Source organism: Erwinia sp. (assembly GCF_049696395.1).
Lineage (GTDB): Bacteria > Pseudomonadota > Gammaproteobacteria > Enterobacterales > Enterobacteriaceae > Erwinia.
The window spans coordinates 1-6254 of sequence record NZ_JBAVTT010000091.1 but is presented as its reverse complement, the minus strand read 5'-3'; the positions used below and the strand labels follow the sequence as shown (position 1 = coordinate 6254).

Genomic DNA, 6254 nt, shown 5'->3' with positions numbered 1-6254 from the left:
TACGGGTACCGGTAATCTTTCCAGTAGATGGGTCAACAGGAATTGAAACTCCGTGGGAGAATCCGATCACCTCAATACTCCCTTCGCGTTTCATCACATCAACGCTGCCTTGAATTGGCGCGCCGCTGTCATCTTTTAACCAGAGATATGCGGGAATGGGCATTTTTAAACATCCTTTTATGTAGTTAACTCCTAAAACCTTAGTCATTATAAGGACTAATGAATAAATAAAAAGCCTGCCCTAACGATTTGCAGTGATCATCATCGTAAATGAGCGAATCAGCCTACCGGCAACAGTTGTAAGCCTATAGTTTGCACTTAATTGGTTGTAAGTATGGGCGAGGGGAGATATTGCAATAATCAGGGGGAAATGTGCCAGTATGGCCAGTCTGATGAGGGCAGATTTTGAGCGTCTATTTTGTGCTGGCTATAAGAATCACCGCCGGGCGGCGGTGCATGATGAAATGAGTTAGTAAGGCAGTTCGTTACTGGCCAGCGTGACCGGTGGTGGCCTCAAATGATCGACCGGGCCGGGGTCAGCTGGCTGGCGTATCTTGCTGGCCATCTGGTAACCTCATGCTTAAACGCATCTTCAGACATTGCCACCAGCTCGCCACGTTCTATGCGCTTTTGCAGCTCCAGTCCTGTCGCCTATTTAGGGTCGTCGTAATGCTCGATGCGGGCGAGTTTTCTGATCCGTTTATGCTCAGCGGCACGGCTGCGGCGATATAGGATTGCTTCGTGGTTTTTCGCTTGTACCAACGATGACGGGCGGCTTTCAGTGAAAGCGTCTCACCTGGCAATATAAAGATAATCTTAAAATAAAACCCTGTCCGCCAGCGGTAGCGGATTATCATTAAAAAAGCGCAGTCAAAGTTAAGATTACCTTCATTGATAACCCTGAATTGATACTGTAACGTCGTGAAAATAATAACGATAACAGAGAAAGAATATCATGAAATTTCGGGGTGATATCAACGGATTGCGCGCCTATGCAGTTATCCTGGTGCTGCTTTACCATTTTGGGTTTATGACCTTTAGCGGTGGGTTCATCGGCGTGGATGTGTTCTTTGTTATTTCGGGCTACCTGATGACGGGGATTATCTCCGCCAAATTGAATACCCAAACCTTCTCGTTATCAGGGTTTTACGCTGCTCGCTGTAAAAGAATTATTCCGCCTTTGCTGGTGATGTGCGTCTTATTACTGCTCACCGGTTACTTCGTGATCCCGCCGGAAGAATATGCCACCTTAGCCAAACATGTCGCGGCCAGTTTGACCTTTATTTCTAACGTGGTCTATTTCAAAGAGTCAGGCTATTTTGAAGCGGGAGCTATCTATAAATGGCTGCTGCACACCTGGTCCCTGTCAGTTGAATGGCAATTCTATCTTATCTTGCCCATTGTCTTAATGGTCATTGCAAAGTTCTTTCGCAGAAAATACGCCCTGGCACTGTCGCTATTTAGCGTTATCTCGCTACTGCTTGCGGTGTATCTTTCGAAAAACCATGGCAGCCTGGCCTATTTTATGTTGCCGACGCGCGCCTGGGAGATGATGGCCGGTGGGCTGGTTTATTACGCTTCGCAAGGCAAGCAGAGCGGCAATCAACTGATCCCAACGCTGGGTCTGGCCGTATTAATTGCCACTGCGATGTGGGTGAACGCCGAAACGGCCTGGCCCGGGCTTGCAACGCTTATCCCGGTAGTCGCCACCTGCATGATTATCTACTCCGGCGGGGATAAAAATCTGCTGTTGAATAATGGCATGGTGCAGAAAGTCGGCAGCTGGTCCTACTCAATCTATCTTTATCACTGGCCGTTATTGGTGATGTGGAACCTGGCCGGTTTCGGTATGAGCCTGCTGGATAAAGTCGGGCTGCTGGGGCTGTCGTTGTTGTGTGGCTGGGCTTCGTGGCAGTTTATTGAGCGTAATTCCGCCAAGATCCTCAGCCAGACGCCACGCGTGCTGGCGAGTTCGGCTGTGGTTATCTGCTTAAGTGTGGCGGTGTTAATGATGAATGGGCTGCAATACCGGGCGCCAGCACTGGTGAAAACCATCGATGACTACTCAAAGGATAAATTTGCCCAGGCTCGCGGCTGCTTTGTCCTTGATGGCGCGAAATCCCCGCAATGTGTCTTTGGCAATAAAGCCAGTGATGTGGATTTAGTGGTGATTGGCGACAGCCATGCCAACGCGTTGCTGTCTTCAGTGGTCTCCAGCAGTAATGGTCAGGACGATTCCATCGTTTATATTGCGCAGTCCAGTTGCCCGACAATCCCGGATATTACCCGTAAGTCCCGCCCGAGCTGTGGGTTGTTTGTGCAGAACGCGCTTAAAGATATCAATACCAAATACCCCCATGCTTCGATTCTGGTCATTAACCGTATTTCACTTTATCTGCATGGTGAGAATAATACGGTGACGTATTCGCCTGAATTCAGTTTCAAAGGCAACGACAGTTCCTTGTCGGCCTATCAGAACCACTTCAGTGCTGCAGTGAAAGAGCTATCAGCGGTAGGGCGCAAAGTCTTTATCATGACACCCGTGCCGGAGTTTGATTTCGATGTCATTTCGAAATTAAGCCGTAACGCGATGGTTGGGAATTATGACAGCATTCAAATAACCCGCGCCGAGTATGAATCACGTAATAAAGATGCGTTGGCAATGCTGAATAACATTGAGCTGAATAACAATAACGTCACGCTATTAGATGCGGCACAGGCGCTGTGCGATCAAAAATATTGTTATGGTTCGAAAGAGGGCTTGCCGCTGTATCGTGACAGTAACCATTTGTCCGAATTTGGTAATAAAGCGCTGACACCGGTATTCGCCAGTATGTGGCAAGCGATTAAAGCCACGCGAGCCGCGAGGAGTGTTGCTCCTGTTTCGAGCGAGGTAAAAGGTCTGGCGTATAAATCCACTCTTTAACCCGCTTGATGAACGGGGAGCGGCTGAACGGGCTCAGGCTTATCTGCAATGAAAAATGCCGGCCACTTTGGGTGACCGGCATTTTTTATGTCTGAGTTTTACGGCAAAGTCACGACTTAAGCAGCAACGATCTGCTTCAGCACATCTTTCGCATCGTTAGCCGCTTTGGTAGCCACTTCCGGACCGTAAGCGATGCCTTCAGCGAAGACGAACTCCACGTCTGACATGCCCAGGAAACCAAGGAACAGTTTCAGGTAAGGCGTCAGCAGGTCGCTTGGGGTATCTTTATGGATGCCGCCACGGCTGGAGATCACCACGACTTTCTTACCGGTGATCAGGCCTTCAGGGCCGTTTTCGCTGTAACGGAAGGTCACGCCAGCACGGGCAACCAGGTCAAAATAGTTTTTCAACTGAGTAGGGATGTTGAAATTGTACATCGGTGCCGCAATAACAATGGTGTCGTGAGCCTGAATTTCAGCAATCAGTTCGTTGGACAGGTCCAGAGCTTCCTGCTGACGTGGCGTCAGTGTGGCATCAGAAGGACGCAGTGCGCCAACCAGTTCGCCATCCAGCACCGGGATTGGGTTCGCAGCCAGGTCACGTACGGTGATTTCATCGCTACCGTGAGCGGCTTTCCACTCTTCAATAAAGTGATCGGCCAGCTGATTTGACTGAGAATAACCGGCAAGAATACTGGATTTCAGAACTAAAACTTTGCTCATGATAATTTCCTGTGTGATACGTGAAAGGGCTTCCACTCAATGATTTACACTCTAGGGGGAAAGCTCCCTCAGTGATAGTGCAATATTCTGAGCTCAATGTTCGAATTTACTGAACAAGGTTAACTGCACGGAGTCATGGCTAAGTGGTTGTCTGTGCTACACTACGCAAAATTTTATTCCTTCGAATCATCTGTTGTTTGCCGGAATGACGGCAATTAGCGAGTTTATTACCTTATGTCGACCACACCTCACTCTCCCCTGACTGCGCTCTTCCCACGCCTGGACTCGCTGATGCTGCGCGATCGCCAGCGTCTGCTGAAGCGCCTGCACGGGGCTAAAAAAGTCAGCAAACCGGCAGCCATGCAGGCGATTGCTGACGAGCTGGCCGCGGAAATTACCGTGGCCGAGCAGCGTGTCGCTACCCGCCGGGCCGCGACGCCGACCCTCCGTTACCCGGAAAACCTGCCGGTCAGTCAGAAGAAGCAGGACATTGCCGACGCCATCCGTGATAACCAGGTGGTGATTGTTGCGGGTGAAACTGGCTCAGGGAAAACCACTCAGCTGCCGAAGATTTGTCTGGAGCTGGGCAGGGGGATTACCGGACTGATTGGGCACACGCAGCCAAGGCGTCTTGCTGCCCGCACCGTTGCCGATCGCATCGCCGACGAGCTGGAAACCAGCCTGGGCGGCTGCATTGGCTACAAGGTCCGTTTTAACGATCAGGTCAGTGAGACCACCCAGGTCAAGCTGATGACTGATGGCATCCTGTTGGCGGAGATCCAGACGGATCGCCTGTTGATGCAATACGACACCATCATTATTGATGAAGCACATGAGCGCAGTCTGAACATCGACTTCTTGCTGGGCTACCTGCGTGAATTGCTGCCGCGTCGCCCGGATTTAAAAGTGATCATCACTTCTGCAACCATCGATCCGCAGCGCTTCTCCAAACATTTTCATAATGCGCCGGTAATCGAAGTGTCGGGCCGGACCTATCCTGTTGAGGTTCGCTATCGTCCGGTAGTGGAAGACGCTGACGACACTGACCGCGATCAACTGCAGGCCATCTTTGATGCCGTAGATGAGTTGGGGCAGGAAAGCCGCGGCGATATCCTGATCTTTATGAGTGGCGAGCGGGAAATTCGTGATACCGCGGATGCGTTAAACCGCCGCGATCTGCCCCATACGGAGGTTCTGCCGCTGTATGCCCGCCTGTCGAATGCCGAGCAGAACCGCGTGTTCCAGTCGCACACAGGACGCCGTATTGTGCTGGCAACGAACGTGGCCGAAACCTCGCTGACCGTTCCGGGCATTAAATACGTTATCGATCCGGGTACAGCACGCATCAGCCGCTACAGCTTCCGTACTAAGGTCCAGCGTCTGCCTATTGAGCCGGTTTCTCAGGCCTCGGCGAATCAGCGTAAAGGGCGTTGCGGTCGTGTCTCTGAAGGGATCTGTATCCGCCTGTATTCAGAAGACGATTTCATCAACCGCCCGGAGTTTACCGATCCGGAAATTCTGCGCACCAACCTGGCGTCAGTCATTCTGCAAATGACGGCGTTGGGGCTTGGCGATATCGCTGCCTTCCCCTTTGTGGAAGCGCCGGATAAGCGCAATATTCAGGATGGCGTTAAATTGCTTGAAGAGCTGGGAGCGATCACTCAGAGCGAAAATCAGCATTATAAATTAACGACATCGGGGCGTTCGCTGGCGCAGCTGCCGGTCGATCCACGTCTGGCAAAAATGGTGCTGGAAGCGCAGCGCTATGCCTGTACGCGCGAGATTATGATCATCACCTCCGCACTGTCTATCCAGGACCCGCGTGAGCGTCCCGCAGACAAGCAGCAGGCGTCTGATGAAAAACACCGCCGCTTTGCCGACAAAGAATCTGACTTCCTGTCCTATGTGAACCTGTGGGATTACCTGCAGGAGCAGCAGAAGGCGCTGTCTTCCAGCCAGTTCCGCCGGTTATGTAAGATGGAATACCTTAACTATCTGCGCGTGCGTGAGTGGCAGGACATTTATACTCAGCTACGCCAGGTGGTACGTGAACAGGGCATTCCACTGAACAGCGAACCCGCAGATTTCCGTGGTGTGCATACCGCGCTGCTCACCGGTTTGCTGTCGCACATCGGCCAGAAAGATGCCGACAAGCAGGAATATACCGGTGCGCGCAACGCCCGTTTCTCCATTTTCCCTGGCTCTGGTCTCTTCAGGAAGCCACCAAAATGGACCATCGTGGCGGAGTTGGTGGAAACCAGCCGACTATGGGGACGAATTGCTGCCCGGGTCGATCCGGAATGGATTGAGCCAGTCGCGCAGCATCTGATCAAACGCAGCTACAGCGAACCGCACTGGGAGAAAGCCCAGGGCGCGGTGATGGCCAGTGAAAAAGTCACGCTTTATGGTCTGCCGATTGTTGCGGCACGAAAGGTGAACTACAGCCAGATCGATCCTGTGTTGTCCCGTGAACTGTTTATCCGCAATGCACTGGTTGAGGGTGAGTGGCAGACGCGTCATGCGTTCTTTAAAGCCAACCTCAAGCTGCGCGAAGAAGTGGAAGAGCTGGAACACAAATCCCGCCGCCGCGACATTCTGGTAGATGA

The 6254-nt window shown here is 51.7% G+C and carries 4 protein-coding genes; 2 read left to right on the top strand and 2 right to left on the bottom strand.

Annotated features, from left to right (window positions below; genetic code table 11):
* Positions 1-163 (bottom strand): type VI secretion system tube protein Hcp (locus WCC56_RS11285; RefSeq protein WP_424692460.1); only part of this gene is annotated, 163 nt, incomplete at its 3' end.
* Positions 164-955: 792 nt separating this feature from the next.
* On the opposite strand from WCC56_RS11285, the gene WCC56_RS11280 reads away from it, so the two are divergent.
* Positions 956-2926 carry an acyltransferase family protein gene (locus tag WCC56_RS11280; protein ID WP_424692459.1) on the top strand — a complete coding sequence of 657 codons (1971 nt, stop codon included), beginning with the start codon at positions 956-958 and terminating at the stop codon, positions 2924-2926.
* 116 nt (positions 2927-3042) lie between these two features.
* Here WCC56_RS11280 and WCC56_RS11275 read toward each other — a convergent pair whose 3' ends face one another.
* Positions 3043-3648: an FMN-dependent NADH-azoreductase gene (locus WCC56_RS11275; protein ID WP_424692458.1), complete on the bottom strand. Its 606-nt coding sequence runs from the start codon at positions 3646-3648 to the stop codon at positions 3043-3045.
* Positions 3649-3882: 234 nt separating this feature from the next.
* Here WCC56_RS11275 and hrpA point away from each other — a divergent pair.
* Positions 3883-6254: ATP-dependent RNA helicase HrpA (gene hrpA / locus WCC56_RS11270; RefSeq protein WP_424692457.1), on the top strand; the 2372-nt coding region annotated here is incomplete at its 3' end.